The organism is Nocardioides sp., assembly GCF_030150155.1.
In the GTDB taxonomy this organism is placed as follows: domain Bacteria; phylum Actinomycetota; class Actinomycetes; order Propionibacteriales; family Nocardioidaceae; genus Nocardioides.
The window spans coordinates 64,705-82,586 of the sequence record NZ_JASLGR010000027.1; the positions used below are offsets into that span (position 1 = coordinate 64,705).

General features: G+C 68.2%; 12 protein-coding genes. 9 read left to right on the forward strand and 3 right to left on the reverse strand.

Features of this window, described 5'->3' with window-relative positions; genetic code table 11:
- The first annotated feature begins 33 nt into the window (after positions 1 to 33).
- Complete coding sequence (gene smc, locus Q1V88_RS07735) at positions 34 to 3,567, forward strand: chromosome segregation protein SMC (protein WP_300680136.1); 3,534 nt, start codon at positions 34 to 36, stop codon at positions 3,565 to 3,567.
- Position 3,568: 1 nt separating this feature from the next.
- Here smc and Q1V88_RS07740 read toward each other — a convergent pair whose 3' ends face one another.
- Positions 3,569 to 4,549 (reverse strand): hypothetical protein, encoded by a 981-nt coding sequence (locus tag Q1V88_RS07740; RefSeq protein WP_300680140.1) that lies wholly within the window; start codon positions 4,547 to 4,549, stop codon positions 3,569 to 3,571.
- Between the two features lie 73 nt (positions 4,550 to 4,622).
- Here Q1V88_RS07740 and Q1V88_RS07745 point away from each other — a divergent pair, with 73 nt between their 5' ends.
- The 8 genes from Q1V88_RS07745 to Q1V88_RS07780 all read left to right on the forward strand — a co-directional run bounded on the left by Q1V88_RS07745 (position 4,623) and on the right by Q1V88_RS07780 (position 16,011).
- Positions 4,623 to 5,663, forward strand: coding sequence for a hypothetical protein (locus Q1V88_RS07745; protein ID WP_300680143.1), 1,041 nt, complete (start codon positions 4,623 to 4,625; stop codon positions 5,661 to 5,663).
- Positions 5,664 to 5,710: 47 nt separating this feature from the next.
- Complete coding sequence (locus tag Q1V88_RS07750) at positions 5,711 to 8,044, forward strand: glycosyltransferase (protein WP_300680146.1); 2,334 nt, start codon at positions 5,711 to 5,713, stop codon at positions 8,042 to 8,044.
- A 25-nt stretch (positions 8,045 to 8,069) separates the two neighbouring features.
- On the forward strand, positions 8,070 to 9,212 hold the full coding sequence (gene ftsY / locus Q1V88_RS07755; protein ID WP_300680148.1) for a signal recognition particle-docking protein FtsY: 1,143 nt from the start codon (positions 8,070 to 8,072) through the stop codon (positions 9,210 to 9,212).
- Between the two features lie 96 nt (positions 9,213 to 9,308).
- A complete protein-coding gene (locus tag Q1V88_RS07760) occupies positions 9,309 to 12,284 on the forward strand; it encodes a DUF4422 domain-containing protein (protein ID WP_300680151.1) in 2,976 nt (991 codons plus the stop codon).
- A 23-nt stretch (positions 12,285 to 12,307) separates the two neighbouring features.
- A complete protein-coding gene (locus Q1V88_RS07765) occupies positions 12,308 to 13,249 on the forward strand; it encodes a glycosyltransferase (RefSeq protein WP_300680153.1) in 942 nt (313 codons plus the stop codon).
- 4 nt (positions 13,250 to 13,253) lie between these two features.
- Complete coding sequence (rfbF, locus tag Q1V88_RS07770; RefSeq protein WP_300680156.1) at positions 13,254 to 14,045, forward strand: glucose-1-phosphate cytidylyltransferase; 792 nt, start codon at positions 13,254 to 13,256, stop codon at positions 14,043 to 14,045.
- A complete protein-coding gene (rfbG, locus tag Q1V88_RS07775; RefSeq protein ID WP_300680159.1) occupies positions 14,042 to 15,109 on the forward strand; it encodes a CDP-glucose 4,6-dehydratase in 1,068 nt (355 codons plus the stop codon). The genes rfbF and rfbG overlap by 4 nt, the downstream gene beginning before the upstream one ends.
- Positions 15,106 to 16,011, forward strand: a complete 906-nt coding sequence (locus Q1V88_RS07780; protein ID WP_300680162.1) for an NAD(P)-dependent oxidoreductase — start codon at positions 15,106 to 15,108, stop codon at positions 16,009 to 16,011. The genes rfbG and Q1V88_RS07780 overlap by 4 nt, the downstream gene beginning before the upstream one ends.
- On the opposite strand, the gene Q1V88_RS07785 is transcribed toward Q1V88_RS07780, so the two are convergent.
- A complete protein-coding gene (locus Q1V88_RS07785; RefSeq protein WP_300680165.1) occupies positions 15,995 to 17,023 on the reverse strand; it encodes a glycosyltransferase family A protein in 1,029 nt (342 codons plus the stop codon). The two genes, Q1V88_RS07780 and Q1V88_RS07785, sit on opposite strands and share 17 nt — an antisense overlap.
- Complete coding sequence (locus tag Q1V88_RS07790) at positions 17,020 to 17,703, reverse strand: acyltransferase (protein ID WP_300680168.1); 684 nt, start codon at positions 17,701 to 17,703, stop codon at positions 17,020 to 17,022. The genes Q1V88_RS07785 and Q1V88_RS07790 overlap by 4 nt, the downstream gene beginning before the upstream one ends.
- Positions 17,704 to 17,882 lie beyond the last annotated feature (179 nt).

Sequence of the window (17,882 nt, forward strand, 5' to 3'; positions counted from 1 at the left end):
CGAAGCAGTGTGCGAGGTCCCAGGAGAGCCCCGATGTACCTGAAGAGCCTGACCCTCAAGGGGTTCAAGTCCTTCGCGTCGGCCACGACCCTCCAGCTCGAGCCCGGCATCACCTGCATCGTGGGGCCCAACGGATCGGGCAAGTCCAACGTCGTCGACGCCCTGGCCTGGGTGATGGGCGAGGCCAGTGCCAAGAGCCTGCGCGGCGGCAAGATGGACGACGTCATCTTCGCCGGAACGTCGGGCCGCGCCCCCCTGGGCCGGGCCGAGGTGCTGCTCACCATCGACAACACCGACGGCGCCCTCCCGATCGAGTACGCCGAGGTCACCATCTCGCGCACGATGTTCCGCACCGGCGGGTCGGAATACGCGATCAACGGCCAGAGCTGCCGGCTGCTCGACGTCCAGGAGTTGCTGAGCGACTCCGGCATCGGACGCGAGATGCATGTCATCGTCGGTCAGGGGCAGCTCGACACCATCCTGCATGCCACTCCCGAGGACCGGCGCGGGTTCGTCGAGGAGGCGGCCGGCGTCCTCAAGCACCGCAAGCGCAAGGAGAAGGCGCTGCGCAAGCTGGAGTCGACCGAGGGCAACCTCAACCGGCTCGGGGACTTGATCAGCGAGATCCGCCGTCAGCTCAAGCCGTTGGGCCGCCAGGCCGAGGTCGCCCGGCAGGCCGCCACCGTCCAGGCCGACGTCCGCGACGCCCGCGCCCGACTGCTCGCCGACGACCTGGTCAGCGCGCGGGAGTCGCTGGCCACCGAGCTCGCCGACGAGTCGGTCGTCCAGGCCCGCAAGGCCACCGTCGAGCAGGCCCTGACCGAGGGCCGCGAGCGGGAGACGGCGCTGGAGGCGGCGCTGCGTGAGGACCTGCCGGCGCTGGCGCAGGCCCAGGAGACGTGGTTCGGTCTCAACGGGCTGCGCGAGCGGTTGCGCGGCACCGCGTCCCTGGCCGCCGAGCGGATGCGCAACGCGTCGGCCCTGCCCAGCGTGCAGGGCGGCCGCGACCCCGAGGAGCTTGAGGCGCAGGCCGAGCGGGCCCGGGTCGCCGAGGCCGAGATGGACGCCGAGGTCACCGCCCAGCGCACCGCGCTGGAGGAGGCGGTCAACGCACGCAAGAGCGCCGAGGACGCCGCCGCCGAGGAGGACCGCCGGATCGCGGCCCTGCATCGCGCTGCGGCCGACCGGCGTGAGGGGCTGGCCCGCCTGACCGGCCAGGTCAACGCGCTCAGGACCCGCGCCGCCGCCGCCGACGAGGAGGTCGGCCGGCTCGCGCTGGCCCGGGAGGAGGCCACCGCCCGCGCCGACCGTGCCCAGCGTGACTACACCGCTCTGGAGACCCAGGTCGCTGGCCTCGATGCGGGTGAGGAGGGCCTCGACGCCGAGCACGAGGACGCCTCGGCGGCGCTGGCCGACGTCGAGGAGCGGCTCGCCGCCCTGCGCGACCAGGCCCAGCAGGCCGACCGCGACCGGACCGCGCTGGCCGCCCGCAAGGACGCCCTCGAGGTCGGCCTGGCCCGCAAGGACGGCGCCGGGGCGCTGCTCGCCACTGCTGCGACGGTCGACGGACTGGTCGGCTCGGTGGCGACGGTGCTCAGTGTCGCCGCCGGCTTCGAGACCGCGATCGCGAGCGCGCTCGGCACGATGGCCGACGCCGTCGTGGTCGCCGACGCCGAGGCCGCCGTCGGGGCGATCGACCTGCTCAAGCGTGACGACCTCGGCCGCGCCGACCTGCTGCTCGGTGGTGCCGCCGTCCCCGCCGACCCGTGGCCCGCGCTCCCCGACGGTGCGGTCTGGGCCGTGGACCAGGTCTCGTGCCCTGACGATCTCGCCGCCGCGGTACGCCGGCAGCTGGACCGGATCGCGGTGGTCGAGGATCTGGCCGCTGCCCGTGCGCTGATCGGGGCCGTGCCCGAGGTGGTCGCGGTGACCCGTGAGGGTGACCTGCTCGCCGCCACCTTCGCCGCCGGCGGCTCGGCGGCGGGGCAGAGCCTGATCGAGATCCAGGCCGCCGTCGACGACGCGGGGGAGAAGCTGGCCGCCGCGGTGGCGACCTCGGAGCGGCTGACCTTCGAGACGTCGGGCCTGGAGGCCGAGCGGCTCGACGCCCAGAAGCGGGTCGACGTCGCCCTCGCGCAGCTGCACGAGTCCGACGCCACCCTGGCGGCCGTGGCCGAGGAGCTCGCCCAGTACGGAGCCCACGCTCGTGCCGCCCGCGGCGAGGCCGAGCGGCTGGGCCAGGCGATCGAGAAGGTGCTGGCCTCCCGGGAGGAGGCGCTCGCCGGGCTCGGTGACCTGGAGAGCCGCCTGGCCTCGGCCGAGGAGGTCACCGACGAGGAGCCCGACACCGGCGACCGGGAGACGTTCGCCGAGGCGGCCCGGACCGCGCGCCAGGCCGAGATGGACGCACGGCTCGCGCTGCGGACCTCCGAGGAGCGCGCCCGGGCCCTGCACGGCCGCGCCGACTCGCTGCTGCGGGCGGCCGCCGCCGAGCGCGAGGCGCGGGCCAAGGCGATCGCCCAGCGCGAGCGGCTGATCCGCGAGGGCCGTGCGGCCGAGGCGGTCAGCACTGCCGTTGCCGCCGTCCTGACCCGTCTGGAGGCGGCGATCGAGGCCGCCTCGGCGGCCCGCACCGAGATCGAGCAGGCCCGACTCGGCCGGGAGCAGCAGCTCCTCGACGTCCGCTCCACGGTGCGTCGGCTGGGCTCCGAGCTCGACGAGCTGGTCTCCAGTGCACACCGCGACGAGTTGGCCCGCAGCCAGCAGCGGATGCGGATCGAGCAGCTCGAGGAGCGCTCCCTGGACGACCTCGGCCTCGACCCCGAGGTGCTGGTGGTCGAGTACGGCCCCAGCGTGCCGATCCCGGTCGCCCCGACCGAGGACGACCCGGAGCCGGAGCCTGCGGCGTACGTCCGCGAGGAGCAGACCAAGCGGCTGCGCACCGCCGAGCGGGCCCTGTCGATGCTGGGCAAGGTCAACCCGCTGGCGCTGGAGGAGTTCTCCGCGATGGAGGAGCGCCACCAGTTCCTCACCGAGCAGCTGGAGGACCTGCGGACCACCCGCAAGGACCTGCTCGACATCGTGCGTGAGGTCGACGCCCGGGTGGAGCAGGTCTTCGCCGAGGCGTACGCCGACGTCACCGCCGCCTTCGACCACGTCTTCTCCCGGCTCTTCCCCGGTGGTGAGGGCAGGCTGGTGCTGACCGATCCGGCCAACATGCTGACCACCGGGATCGAGGTGGAGGCCCGACCCGCGGGCAAGAAGGTCAAGCGGCTCTCGCTGCTCTCCGGCGGTGAGCGCTCCCTGGTGGCGGTGGCCTTCCTGGTCTCGCTGTTCAAGGCCCGCCCGTCGCCGTTCTACATCCTCGACGAGGTCGAGGCGGCCCTGGACGACACCAACCTGGGACGCCTGCTGGAGATCTACGAGGAGCTGCGCGAGCACTCCCAGCTGCTGGTGATCACCCACCAGAAGCGCACGATGGAGGTCGGTGACGCGCTGTACGGCGTCACCATGCGCGGCGACGGCGTCTCCACCGTGATCAGCCAGCGCCTGCGGGAGCCGGAGTGAGTCAGCGCGCGGTGGACGCCGCGGCACGGAACACGGTGGCGTAGCGCTTAGCGGTGTCGTTCAGGCTCGCTCCCGGCAGGCTGGGACGGGCACCGGGTAGGGGCAACGCCACGTCGGCGACGATCTCAGCGAGCGCGGCGGAGTCGAGGGCGGCCGGGAGCAGAGGCAGCCAGGTGGCACCGACCTGACTCTGCAGTGCACGCATCGCCGCGGTGTCGGGCACCAGCACCGGACGGTCGACGGCGAGGGAGAGGTAGACCGCACTCAAGTCCTCCGGCTCCTCCACCGAGGGCACCACGACGAGCTCGGCGGCCGAGATCTCCTGGACAAGCGCCCCGTCGGAGAGACGCTCCGTCCGGGCGTCGCAGCCGTCGAGCAGTGCTCGGGTGGGCGCGTCGGCCGCGCCCACGAAGCGCACGCCGGACGGGGGCGGCGACACCGCCACCAGCTCCTGCAGACCGGGGCCCAAGCGGCTGGCACCGACCCACAGCACGCGGCCGGGGACCTGTGCGGCGCGGGGGTAGCCGAGGAACCGGTCGCGGTGGTCGGCGTACGGGATCACGGTGACGGGCTTGCCCGTCGGCGGCTTGACGGAGTCGTCGAACACGACGAAGGCCGAGGTGAACCGGTCCAGGACGCGGGCCGCCAAGCGAGGCCACCGTCCGCCCTGTCGGTCGGCCTCGGTGAGGGTGCGGACCAGTGCGATGCCACGTCGCTGCAGGTCGCGCCCGACACGGAGCGTCTCCAGCACCAGGCGGGGGCCAGTCGGCCCCTGGGCGCCGAAGAGCGAGCCGAAGCGGGGGAGAAAGACCACATCGAGGTCGGTCTGGGCGAGGAGGGCGCGCCCGAAACGGTAGTCGACTCCGGACTCGTCCTCTCCGACCACCTGATCGATGTAGCGGACCGTCGAACCGGTACGGCGGTGGATGACGAGCACCCGCAGGGGGGCGGTGTCGGTCTCGGTGGTCCGGGGGTGAGGCACCCACCGATGATAGGGGGCATCGGGGCGCGGCCGAGCGTCAGGGAGTGAGGGGTCGGGCCCTAGACTGAGCGCCGTGGCCGACCTCCAGACACGCGACGTCTTCATCGAACTCGGGGGGCAGGACGACAACCTCGGCGACTCGGTGCTGCGCGCGGCCTACCTCAATGCGGCGCGCGGGCGCGGCCACCGAATCCATCTCTTCCTCGGTCAACCCACCTCCGACTACGTGTCAGGACTGGCGCTGGCTCCCGAGGACCGGGTCTATCCGAGCCGCGCGGGGTGGGTTGCGGCGAGCGACGCCGCGACCCGCCCGGTGCACTTCCTCAACGCCGGTGAGATCAACCCGCCGCAGGGAGTCTTTCCCGCCGAGGCTGTCGGGGAGGTGGCCCTGCGGGCAGCGGCCCGCGGCGGCACGGTGATCGCTGCCGGGATCGGGATCCGGCATCCCGAGCCCGGTGCGATCGACTTTCACCGCTCCTTCGTCGAGGCTGCGGTGGTGAGCTGGCGTGACGCCGTCTCCCAGAGTGCTGCGGGCTTCGGGGACGTGGCCCCGGACTGGGCCTTCGGCCTGGGCACCCCCAGCGCCCAATGGGCGCCCGATGCCGACCGGCCGCTGCTGGCCCTCACGCTCCGTTTCGACCGGGCCTGGCCCGGAGATGCGTGGCTCGACGACGTACGCCGACTCGCTCACCAGACCGGCACCCGGATCGTCACGGTCGCCCAAGTGGCCCGTGACGCCCCGCGTGCTGTCCGGCTCGCTGAGGCGCTCGGGGGTGAGTACCTGGTGGCGGCCAGCACGAGGCACGACGATCTCGACCAGCATGTGCGTGAGGTCTACGGCCGCTCGCTTGCCGTCGTCAGCGACCGTGCCCACGGTCTGATCATCGCCGCAACCGAAGGGGCCGTGCCGGTGGGCTCGGCGGCCGACCCCGAGAAGCTCTCCCGGATGCTGGCGGTGGTCGGCCTGGAATCGAGTGTCGGCACCTACGACCAGCTTGGACAGATGGGCGAGGCGATCCCAGTGCAGCGCTCTCGCCTCGCCGGCGCCCTCGACGAGGCCCGGATCCGCATCGGTGACCTCGACCGTCGTATCCACGCCGCTATCGACGGCTGACCCTCGACCCGCCCGGCCGACCAGTGCCCCCAGCAGACGGAGAACTCATGTCCACGCCCGCTCACGTCGCCATCGTGATCCCGCTCTTCAACGACGAGGAGTGGGTGACGGCGGCGTTGGAGAGCTGCTGTGCCCAGACGCTGGCCGAGATCGAGGTGCTCTGCGTCGACGACTGTTCCAGCGACGGCACCGCTCGCATCGTCGAGGAGTTCGCCGGCCGTGACCCACGGGTACGCCTGGTGCGCCAGCCGAGCAACGCCTCCGCGTTCCAAGCCCGCCGTGCGGGCGTGATGGCCGCGACGGCGCCGTACGTGCTCTTCCTCGACGGCGACGACGAGCTGGCGCCGACCGCGGCGCAGACGGCGGTCGCCACGGCTCGGCGCAGCGACGCGGATCTGGTCGGATTCGGTGTGGAGGTGCTGTTGGACGACGGCCGCACCGTGGCCGGCTATCAGTCCCGTCTGGCACCCGTGCACGAGTCCTTGAGCGGCGACGAGGTGCTCCGTGGCCTGTTCCCGGTCGGCAAGGCGGCGCAGGGACAGCTCTGGCGTTACCTCTTCCGCACCACGCTGCTGCTCCAGGCGTACGCCGCGTTCCCTGAGGACCTGGTGCTGCCGCGGATCAACGACCTCCCGCTCACGTTCCTCGCCGTCGCCCAGGCGCGCAGCTACGTCTCGATTCAGGACCGCCTGTACCGCTACTACTTCCGCCGCGGCGGGTCGGGGCATCGGGTCGAGGAGATCTCTCGATTCGCGTTCTACCTCGGGGCGATGGACTCCGTCGAGGCGCTGGAGGCCGCCGTGGACGGGCTGCAGTCCGAGCACCCCGACCCGGAGCAACTGCGCGCGAGTGTGGCCTCGGCGCGGCTCGCAGTGATCGCCAACGTGTTGCGTTACCTGCACGACAGTGTCGCTGAGGGTCTGCAGGCCGAGGCCGTGGCACTGCTGGAGGCGACGGTGCCGGCCGAGCAGGTCGTGCAGGCGGCGGTGGAGTTCTATCCGCCGGCCGTGGAGTCGCTGGCCCGGCATGGGCGCCGGATCGAGTTGGGCACCCGGCCGGTCCGCAGTGTGCTGCTGTCGACCAAGGCGTTGCAGAACGGCGGCGTGTCCGGAGTGCTCCTCTCGCAGGCTCGGTTCCTGCTGGCGGCGGGGTGTCGGGTGACGATCGCTGTCAGCCGGCCCGGCAGCATCACCGACGAACTGCCCGACGGAGTCCGGTTCGTCGAACTGAGCGGCTCCCGATCCGCGCGCCTGGCGGCCTGGGCCGAGCTGTGCCGCGAGGAGTCGGTCGATGTGATCATCGATCACCAGGTGCTCTACAGCAGGGCGTGGCCGGGCTATGCGTTGATGGCCAGGGCGGTCGGCGTGCCGACCATCGGTTGGATCCACAACTTCTCCCTGCGTCCGGTCTACACGGGCAACGATCTGCTGACCTTTCTCCAGGGGCATCTGGGGGCGTTGGCGCAGTTGGTCACCCTCTCGCCACTCGACGTCGCGTTCTGGAAGCTGCGCGGGATCGAGCACACCGCCTACCTGCCGAATCCGCCCTCCCCGATGCTGCTCGAGTCAGCGGCCCAGACGCCCACGATCGCGGCGCCGGGGGAGCCACTGCGGCTGGTCTGGTGGGGGCGACTCGAGCAACGCACCAAGCAGGTGCGTCAGCTGGTCGCGGTCGCGGTGGAGCTGCGCCGGTTGGGCGTCGACTTCCGGCTCACCATCGTCGGGCCCGACTGGACCGACATGACCGCCGAGGAGCTGCGGGCACTGGTCGCTCAACGGCATCTTGAGGATCAGGTCGCGGTGGTCGGGCCACGACGCGGGGCGGAGCTGATCGAGACGATCGACGCCGCCGACCTGTTCATCACGACCAGCATCATCGAGGGCTACCAGCTCACCATCGCCGAGGCGCAGGCGCGCGGACTCCCGGTCGTGATGTACGAGTTGCCGTGGCTTGCGGTGGTCGCCGACAACGACGGCATCGTAGCTGTGCCGCAGGGGGACGCGGCCGGGCTGGCCCGCGAGGTGCGTGACATCGCCGCGGATCCGGAGCGCTACCGGCGCCTGGCTGAGGGTTCCCTGGTCGGTGCGCGCCGGGCGGCGGGGTACGACTTCGCTCGGCTCTATCGCGACCTGGTGGCGGGCACGCTCCCTGCGGAGTTCTCTCCGGAGCCGACGCTCGACGACGCCGCGCAGCTGCTGCAGTGGATGGTCTTCTACACCGAGCGCAGTGCCAGTACGCCGACCCCGCCCGCCGGGACGAGTGCCGCCGTGGAGGCGGGCCGTCCCCGGCTCCTGGGACGTGTCGCCCGTCGGGTGCTTCGCGCCTTTCCCGCTCTGATGCCGATCGCCCGTCGCGTGCAGCGTGCGCGTGGTCGGGCCTGATCTCCCATTCTGATTGGATAGCTTCATGGTTCTGCTGATCTCCCTGCTCGTCGCCATCCTCGTGATCGGCGTCGGCGCAGGACTCCTGCTCGTCCGTACGCGTGCTCCGCGGGGCACGGTGGCCCCGGCTCCCCGCAAGGAGCAGATCACCCCGTCGGCCCCTGCGGCTCCGTCCCAGGAGCCCACAGCCGAACCAGAGGACGAGACCCCGCTGGTGCCGGAGTCGGTCGCGCCCGTGCGGGAGAAGCCCGAGCCGACCAGCTCGCGGCTGGTCCGGCTGCGTGAGCGGCTGGCCGGATCGAACTCGGCTCTGAGCCGAGGACTGCTCGCCTTCCTCTCCAGCGACAAGCTCGACGAGGACACCTGGGAGGGCATCGAGGACCTCCTGATCACCGCCGACCTGGGAGTAGCGCCCACCCAGGAGCTCGCCGAGAAGCTCCGCACCCGCCTGCGGGTCGAGGGCGGCGATGCCGCCGAGGCCAAGCGCGTCCTGCGCGAGGAGCTGATCAGCCTGGTCGACCCGGAGATGGATCGCCGTCTGCAGGTCAGCGGCGCTGAGGGGCAGCCCGGCGTGGTGCTGGTCGTCGGCGTCAACGGTGCCGGCAAGACCACCACCGTGGGCAAGGTCGCTCGCATCCTGGTCGCCGAGGATCGCTCGGTCGTGCTCGGTGCGGCTGACACGTTCCGTGCTGCCGCCGCCGAGCAGCTCGCTACCTGGGGGGAGCGGGTCGGCGTCGAAGTGGTGCGCGGTCCCGAGGGCGGGGACCCGGCCTCGGTCGCGTTCGATGCGGTGAAGAAGGGCGCGGAGGACGGCGTCGACACCGTGATCGTCGACACCGCCGGCCGCCTGCAGAACAAGCAGGGGCTGATGGACGAGCTCGGCAAGGTCAAGCGCGTCATCGAGAAGCAGGCGCCGGTCACCGAGGTGCTGCTGGTCCTGGATGCGACGACCGGGCAGAACGGTCTGATCCAGGCCCGCGTCTTCAGCGAGGCTGTCGAGGTGACGGGCATCGTGCTGACCAAGCTCGACGGTTCGGCCAAGGGCGGCATCGTCGTGCAGGTCCAGCGCGAGCTCGGCGTACCGGTGAAGCTGGTCGGGCTGGGCGAGGGCCCCGACGATCTGGCGCCCTTCTCGCCGCAGGCGTTCGTCGACGCCCTTTTAGGCTGATTTCACGCCACGCCGGGCCCGACAGTGGGATTCGAGAGGCGCTAGGCGCTGCGGTACTGTCGTCCCGGTTCTATTACTGGAGGAGTTCGCTGTTCTGTGACATCTATCAAGATCGTCGTCGCCTATCACAAGCCTGACGTCCTGGTCTCGGACTCGGTGCTCACGCCGGTCCACGCTGGGCGGGCTCTTGCTCGTCAACGGATGGCTCCGGACAACCCCGACCTGATGTGGCTGGTGGAGAACACCCTCGGCGACGACACCGGGGACAACATCTCGGAGAAGAACTCCTCCTACAACGAGATGACCACCCACTACTGGGCGTGGAAGAACTACGCCGAGCTCGGTGACCCCGACTACATCGGGTTCATGCACTACCGCCGGCACTTCATGTTCAAGGATGGCGAAAAGCTCCAGTACGAAGCCACCAACCTGGGTGAGCCTGACTACTTCACCGAGACCTTGGGGTACAGCCCCGAGGCCGTGGAGCAGTTGCTCACCGAGTGCGACTTCGTCTACACCCGCCCTCACCGGCGTACGTCGATGTGGGATCACTACCGCAACAACCACCACGTCGGCGACCTCGAGACCGCAGTCGAGATTCTCGAAGAGCGCTTCCCGGACATGAAGAAGTCCGCGCACCGGTACCTGAACGGCAAGCGCGCCATCTTCTGCAACATGTTCATCATGCCGAAGGACCTGTTCTTCGAGTATGCGAACTTCGTCTTCACGATCCTGGCCGAACTGGAAGAGCGCGTCGATCTCGGCACCCGCCGAATGTTCGTCTCGGAGTGGCTCTCAGGCATCTTCATCACAGAGCTCCTCGCGAGGGGCTACAACGGAAAGCAGTTGCCCATGGTCGTCTCCGAAGGACCGCACTCCGTCCCGATCGCCCTGGCCGCCAGTCCGTCGTACGTGCTGCCGCTGTCGGTGACGATGACCTCCATCGTGGAGAACGCTAAGCAGAACACGTCCTACGACTTCTACGTGCTTGTCTCCGAGGAGTATCCGGAGGACATCACTGCGAAGCTTCGGAGCCTGATCGACCGGTATCCGGGAACGACCATCACCTTCATCCCGGTGGGGGAGCGCTTCTCCGACATCACGGTCGCCACCGAGCACATCCAGGTGCACACGTACTTCCGATTGCTGCTCCCGTCGCTGCTGCCCGATCTCAAGCGATGCATCTATCTCGACACCGACATCGTGGTGGAGCAGGACCTCACGCCGATGCTGCGGTGGGTGGTCGACGACAAGTACCTCGCGGGCGTTGCCGCTGCCGGGTATCGGGTGCGCTCTGACGAGCAGGCCCAGGCGATTGGGCTTCCGTCCTACGACCGGTACCTCAATGCCGGATCGCTGTTGATGAACCTGGACAAGATCCGCGCCGACGGACTTGAGGCGGTCTTCATGGACCTCGCCACCAAGGACTTCGAGTCCGACGACCAGGACGTCCTCAATGTCGCCTGCTACGACGGCATTCGGGTGCTGCCGTTCAAGTTCAACGTGATGACGAAGTACAACCCGGCGAACCAGGACGAGTTCTTCGCCTACCGCGGCGTGAAGCAGACCTGGTCCGAGGCGGAGTGGGCTCAGGGAGTCGAGTCGCCGGTGGTGATTCACTACGCCGACACCCGTAAGCCGTGGCTGGACACTTCCGCGGACTTCTCCGACCGGTGGTGGCACTACGCCATGCTCAGCCCGATGCGTGAGGAGATCATCGACCAGTTCCTCACCTCGGCCATGGCGGCCGGGGCACAGAAGTCGATCACGCTGCGCAGCGCGTTGATCAAGGAGCGCCGTGGTGATTCCGGCTCCGAGTCTGACTTCTCCCGCATGCAGATCCGCCGGAATGTGATCTCGGCCGCGCGGATGGACCTGAAGATTCAGAAGCTCCGCCAACGTCTCGACGAGACCACCGCCGAGTTGGAGCAGCTTCGGTCCTCCCGGTCCTACAAGGTGGGCCGTGCCATCGTCGCGGCTCCGCGCAAGCTCCGTGCTGCGGCGTCGCCGGCACCTGCGCCGGCGCCGAAGAAGGCGGCTGCGCCTGCCGGGGGGAAGGGCGCTGCTCCCAGCGGGTCCGCAGGCCCCGCTGCGGTGGCAAAGGCGGCCCCGGCCCCGGAGCCGTCGTCGGCTGCTCGACTCAAGGGAGCGGCCGCCAAGTACGTGCCGTCATCCATGCGTCAGGCCAATGCGCTGGCGCAGCGCCAGGAGCAGCTCCTCGCTCAGTTGGTTGCCCGCCAGGCCGACCTCAGCAAGCGGCTCACCCGCATGGAGAAGAGTTCGGAGACCCTGCCGAAGGCCCTGGTCGACTCTGAGTCGCGGATCGTGTCCTCCGTCGTGGAGACCGGTGGACGCGTGTCGCGATCGGTCGGAGACGTCCATGCCCGCGCCAGCGAGGCACTGCGGGCCTCGAGTGAGTCGGTGTGGAGCGCGGTCTTCCACGACACCGTTCGAGACAGCGCCTGGTTCACCGACCAGACGCTCTCCCCAGGCCGCTGGGCGCTGGGCTATCCGGCGCTCTATGCGCTCTACCGGGTGCTCGACGAGATGCGGCCGACATCGATTCTGGAGCTTGGCCTGGGCCAGTCGACCAAGGTCATCTCGCAGTACGTCGCCCACGCGGGCGACGTCGCCCACACGGTGGTCGAGCACGACCAGCAGTGGGTCGACTTCTTCACCGAGGGATTCACTGTTGCTGACGCCACTCGGATTGAGCTGCTCGACTTGCAGCGGGAACGCCACCGTGAGGATCCCAGCGTCCTTCGCTACGCCGGGTTCAAGGAAGCGATTGGAACGACGACCTACGACTTGGTCGTGATCGATGGACCATTCGGCGGCGACGCCAAGGTCTACTCGCGGATCGATGTCCTCGATCTGATCCCGGAGTCGCTCCAGAGTCGCTTCGTGATCCTGCTGGACGACTACAACCGCCAGGGCGAGCAGCGCACCGCCGCGGAGATTGGCGCGGCGCTCGACGAAGCGGGTGTTGCGCACGCCGAGGCGAGCTACTCCGGCGCCAAGGCGACGTGGCTCGCCACCTCGCCGGATCTCGCCTTCTTCGGGTCGCTGTGATGAGTGTGGGGAAGGACGCCACGATGACTGAGGTTGAGATGAGTGACCTGTCGACGTCGATCGATCTCGATGACGAGACGGTCGAGGACCCCGAGCAGATCCGGATGACGGTGATCGTCCCGGTGCACAACGCCGGAGCGCACCTGGTCCAGTGCTTGAACAGCCTGGTCCGGCAGACGTTGGACCGGACCGAGTTCCTGTGTATTGACGACGGTTCCACCGACGACTCGGCGCGCATCCTCGACACCTACGCCAAGTACGACCCCCGCTTCCGGATCATTCACCAGAAGAACGTGGGGGTGGGCCCGACCCGGAACCGTGGACTCGACGAGGCACGTGGTGCTTACGTCGCCTTCATGGATGCCGACGACTACTACCCGAGCCACCACACCTTGAAGAAGCTGTGGGTGGAGGCCGAGGCTAGTGGTGTGGCCATCGCGGGTGGGTCCTTCAGCGAGGATCACGGCAACGGCAAGACCCGCACGTCGTGGACGGGCATCTACGCCAAGTACACGTTCCCCGAGGACGGGCTGGTGAAGTACAAGGACTACCAGTTCGACTACGGATTCCACCGCTTCATCTACAAGACGTCGTTCCTGCGCGAACACGATCTGCACTTCCCGCCGTACATTCGCTTCCAGGACCCGCCGTTCTTCGTCCGGGCGATGGCCCTGGCAGGTTCGTTCTACGCTGTCGCACTGCCGACCTACCGCTACCGCTGGGGTCACCAGAAGTTGACGTGGGACGAGCGACGAACCCTCGATCTCGTCAAGGGGCTGCGGGACAACCTGCGGATCGCCGTGGACTTCGACCTGGACGGACTGCGAGACCTGACCTGGGGGAGGCTCGCGGAGGAGTACCGCGACCGAATCCTGGCACGGGTCGCTGAGGGCGACGTTGAGTTGAAGACCGTGCTCGCTGAGTGCCAGGCACTGGCCCCCGTCGGTGCCACATCGATCGGATAGAGACATGGCTGAGGACGCACCCAAGGTAGTCATTCTGGCCGGGGGCTACGGCACCCGGATCAGCGAGGAGAGCCACCTCCGGCCTAAGCCGATGGTGGAGATCGGCGGGAAGCCGATCCTGTGGCACATCATGAAGAGCTACTCCGCCCAGGGGCTGGACAACTTCATCGTGTGCGGCGGCTACATGCAGTACGTGATCAAGGAGTGGTTCGCCCACTACAGCCTGCACACCAGCGACGTCAGTTTCGACTTCGCCAAGGGTGGCGAGATGGAGATCCATCGCAGCGTCTCCGAACCCTGGCATGTGACGGTCGCCGACACCGGCCTCAACACGATGACCGGTGGGCGAATCCGCCGGATCAAGGACTACGTCGGCGATCAGCCGTTCATGGTCACCTATGGCGACGGTGTCAGCGATATCGATGTCAAGGCGCTCTACGACTTCCACCGGTCACACGGCAAGATCGCGACGATCTCGGTCTTCAACGTCGGACAGCAGTACGGCGTCATCGATGTCGATGCCGATGGCCAGGTCAACGACTTCCGGGAGAAGTCCGACACCGATGGAGCCCTGATCAACATCGGGTTCATGGTCTTCAACCCGGAGATCTTCGACTACCTCGACGGCGACGAGACCGTCCTGGAGCAGGCGCCCCTCAAGCGTCTTGCCAGTGAAGGCCAGCTGCGCGCTTATCGGCACGATGGATTCTGGAAGTGCATGGACACCCTGCGTGACAAGCGTGAGCTGGAATCGATCTGGGACAGCGGCCAGGCGCGCTGGAAGTTGTGGTCATGAGTCTGGATCTGAGCAGGTTCGCCGGCCGACGCGTCCTGGTCACGGGCCACACCGGATTCAAGGGGGCCTGGCTCAGTCGTGTCCTGGTGAAGGCGGGCGCCGAGGTCACCGGATTCAGCCTCCCGGTCGGTGAGGAGAACGCCCTCTTCACTTGGCTTGGTCTCTCCGCTGAGATGCGGTCTCTGCACGGAGACATCCGGGACGCGGCAGCGGTCAACGAGGCGATGCGCGCCTCTGGCGCCGAGATCGTGCTGCACCTTGCCGCTCAGCCGTTGGTGCTCGCCTCCTACGAGGACCCGACGTACACGTTCGGTGTCAACGTCATGGGCACCGCCAACCTCCTCGACGCCGTACGCCACAGCGGCGGCGTCACCTCGGTGGTCAACGTGACGACCGACAAGGTCTACGAGAACCAGGAGTGGGACTGGGCCTACCGCGAGGTCGACCGTCTTGGCGGGCACGACCCGTACTCCAACAGCAAGGCCTGCTCTGAGCTCGTCACCTCGAGCTTCGCGCAGTCGTTCCTGACCGCGGCCGGTGTCGCGGTGTCGACGGCGCGGGCCGGCAACGTGATCGGCGGCGGCGATGTCGCCGAGAACCGGATCGTCCCCGATTGCGTCAGGGCAGCTTCGGTGGGACAGGAGATCGGCGTGCGCAACCCGCACTCGGTCCGGCCCTATCAGCACGTCCTGGAGCCTCTCGGCGCCTATCTCGGCCTCGCGCTCGAGCAGGCGGAGAACCCGGGTCTTGCCGGCTCGTACAACATCGGGCCCGCCGACGCGGACAACGTGTCGACCGGCGAGTTGGTGGCGATCTTCTGTGACGCGTGGGCCGATGGTGCCCGCTGGAATGCAGGGGAGTGGAACGGCCCGCACGAAGCCGGACTGCTCCGGTTGGACTCCTCGAAGATCGCCTCGCGGCTGGGCTGGCGGCCTCGGTGGGGCGTGCGTGAGGCCATCACCCGGGTCGTCGAGTGGGAGAAGGCCCGCGCCCAGGGCGAGGACCTGGTTGCCGTCACCGACCGTCAGATTGCCGAGTACTTCGGTGAGGCGGCCGCTGGATGAAGGTGGTCGTCACCGGCGCTCGCGGATTCATCGGGCGGCGCCTGGTGTCCCGCCTTGCCGCGAGCGGGCACGAGGTGATCGCTGTCGTTCGTCCGGGCTCTGTGAGTCTGGCCGACGCGGACACCGTCGAGTGCGACCTGGGTGATCTGCGGTCACTGCCGACGTTGGTCGATGAGGCGGATGTCATCGTCCATCTCGCCTGGGCCGGAGCCAACCCCGAAAGCCGTCACGTCCCTGCCGCTCAACTGCCGAACCTGGCGGCGTCGCTCGACCTCGTCGACGCTGCGGCACACATGGGCGTGGAGCGGATCGTGTGCGCGGGCTCCATGTCGGAGTTCGGACTGCACCGTGGTCCCGTCTCCGGCGCCGAGCCGTCGTCGCCCGTCGACCTGTACGCGGCCGCCAAGGTCGCTGCTCGCGAGCTGATGGGGGTGCGGTGCGCCCAGTCCGGCGTCGGCCTGGTGTGGACCATGATCACCAGTGTCTACGGCCCGGATCGTGAGGATTCCAACCTCATCACCTATGCGATCGACGCTCTGCTGAGGGGCGAACGGCCGAGCACGACGGGCCTGGAGCAGATCTGGGACTACCTGTACGTCGATGACCTGATCGAAGCACTCCATCTGATTGTCGAACACGGACGGGCTGGCGCGCGTTATCCGATCGGTAGTGGCGTTGCGAAGCCGCTGGCGTCGTATGTGGAGGCGATCCGCGATGCGATCGATCCTTCCCTGCCGCTCGGGATCGGCGAGGTTCCCTACAAGTCTGCTGTGCTGGACTCGTCCATCCCCGACATCAGCCGTCTGATCGCCGACACGGGTTTCGCTGCAGCGACCGCATTCAGCACAGGGATCGCAGCGACGATCGCCGCTCGACGAGAGCGGCTCAGACCAGCGCCCTGACCCGGTCGAAGTCGTTGCCGATGATCGCCTCGAGGAGTGCTGTGTGCTCGGGGGCGAGCGGGTCGGTCGGGTTTGCCTCGCCTGCGGCGTGGAGGAGAACGGCGGCGTGCCGGGTGAAGACCTCGTGCAGTCTGCGACGCAGTGCCTCCTGGCCGTTCTTGACCTGAACTTCGATGCCATAGGGGATCGACATGATCTTGAAGGCACGGTAGAGAAGCACCTTCCGGCAGATCCGCAGCTTCTCCTGGACGGGCAGGGGACACCGTGCGAGAGCGGTCAGCATCTTGTCGATCGCGTTGATCTGGGACTCGACCATGGTTGCTCGGCGTTCGTCGGCCGAGGCGTGCACGGTGAGGTGCCCGAATTCGGCACCCTGACCCTCGGTGACGCGATGCGACACGTGGTAGTAGTCGTAGTCGGCCAGGAAGGCGTAGGACTCTGCGTTGACCACGAACGAGAAGACGAAGAGGAAGTCCTCGTTCACCACGAGGTCGGGGTCAAACCGCAGGTTGAGCTTGTTGATCAGCTCGGTGCGGAAGAGCTTGAGCGGTGTCAGGGTGCTGAGCGCCTGGAAGCGGTTGGCCGACTCGACGGTGGCAGCCCAACGAGAGATTCCAGCTCGCCCGTCGTCGGATGCCATGTTGATGGCGATCTCGTCGGCGGGGACTCGGCGTGCGAACTCGAAGATCTTCGAGATTGCCTGGCTGCCTAGCCAGTCATCGGAATCCATGAAGAGGACGTAGTCACCGGTCGCCACCTCAAGGCCCAGGTTTCGCGGGGCCGAGGCTCCACCGGAGTTCTCCTCCAGGCGATGGACCGAGATGGGGTAGTGCTTGCTGAGGGAGTTCTCGTAGTAGTCGAGGAGCTCGAGGGCTGCCGCACTCGAACTGGCATCGTCGCAGACGAGCACCTCGATCTCATGCCGGTCTGACACCTGGGCCAACACCGACGAGACAGCGCGATTGAGCAGGTTCGTGCGGTTGTAGGTGGGGATGATCAGTGAGAGTTTCATCGTCGGAATCCTCGTCCCCAGCGGCGGCGTTGCGGCTGGCTGTCGTCGATCGTGGCACCGATGTACTCGGCCGGCACGTCTTGGAAATCGGTGGGCAGCTCGTGGTAGTTCGCGACCGGTCGCGCACGGCGTCGGCCCCAGAAGATGTTTCTCTTGACCACCCTGCACGGGTTGCCTGCGGCCACACAGTTGTTAGGTATCCGACCGGCGACGACAGAGAAGCCGCCGATCACGCTTCCCCGCCCGATGGTCGAACCAGCGATGATCCGCGAACCCTTCCCCAGCCACACATGGGGACCGATCTCGGTCTTCTTGTCCTTGTTAGGAGTGCCGTCGAGATCGAAGACGGTGTGAACGTTGCTGGCCAAGACCTCGACGTCGGAGGCGAACATGCCGTCATCCCCGATGACGACGTGGGCGCGGTCTCCGGCGTAGATCCGCATGTCGGCCATCAGGAGGAGCTTGCCGACCTCGACGTAGGAGCCGTAGGTCATGTAGACGCGCATGACGTCGGACATGTGGAAGTCGAGCGACGTGAGCACCAGATGGTTGCCGCGCCCCGTCCACTGGCTTACCACGACCCGCTTGAGGTTGGCCAGCGCCTGTTCCGTCAGTTCTCCGCCGATCTCGATCCGGTTGCCGAGATCGTCCTCGAAGGTGGTGCCGAACTGCTCGTACACCTCAGCAAGCGTGAAGGGAACCGAAAGTGCAGACACAAGCGCAGATGCTAGCGCGATCCCGGTGCGGCTCTTCTCCTCGGTGAACTTGATACCTCGCTGAAACACCGCGCGCCCGGACCGGAAACGTCCCCGGATGAAGGTGAGGGAAGAGGGTACGACGCGCACGTCGGCGTACCGAG